Source organism: Paraburkholderia ribeironis (assembly GCF_900019265.1).
Classification (GTDB): domain Bacteria; phylum Pseudomonadota; class Gammaproteobacteria; order Burkholderiales; family Burkholderiaceae; genus Paraburkholderia; species Paraburkholderia ribeironis.
Window position 1 is genome coordinate 1 of the sequence record NZ_CYGX02000224.1, and the last position, 520, is coordinate 520.

A 520-nucleotide genomic window follows, 5' to 3' on the forward strand; every position below is an offset into this window, starting at 1 on the left:
CGCTGCAGCTCGTCACAATGCTGACCCCGAAGGGATCGACGGGCGTGACGGGCACTGGCTCCTCGCTCGCTGCGAGCCTGCCCGTTGTGCCGACCGTGCCGGTCAGCGCGATGGTGTTGATTCTCGTCATCGATCGCTTCATGTCCGAATGCAGGGCGTTGACCAACATCGTGGGCAATGGCGTGGCGACGATCCTGGTATCGGCGTGGGAAGGCGGGCTCGATCGAGTGACGCTCGCGACGACGTTGAGCAATGGCGCGCGGGACCGAGGCGATTCGTGGTCGCCGGCCGTACGCGCAACGACTGCTACCGATCCCCAAACGGTCCCATACAAATGATTCGATCCCGTGACCGTGTCGGCTCGCCGACCTCATAGAACATCACGGCGACTGCACCTGTACGGGTGCACCAAGCTTGCCCGACCCTTGCGGGGCGACTACGAGGTAGCGGCGCTTGTCACCGGCATTGCCCATTCCTGGTGTGACCAGTTGGCGAACCTGCCCGAGCGCATTGACGATCG

At 63.8% G+C, this 520-nt stretch carries 1 protein-coding gene; it reads left to right on the forward strand.

The window, feature by feature from the left end:
• Positions 1 to 338: cation:dicarboxylate symporter family transporter (locus BN2475_RS33280; RefSeq protein ID WP_143326093.1), on the forward strand; the 338-nt coding region annotated here is incomplete at its 5' end.
• Between the last annotated feature and the right edge of the window lie 182 nt (positions 339 to 520).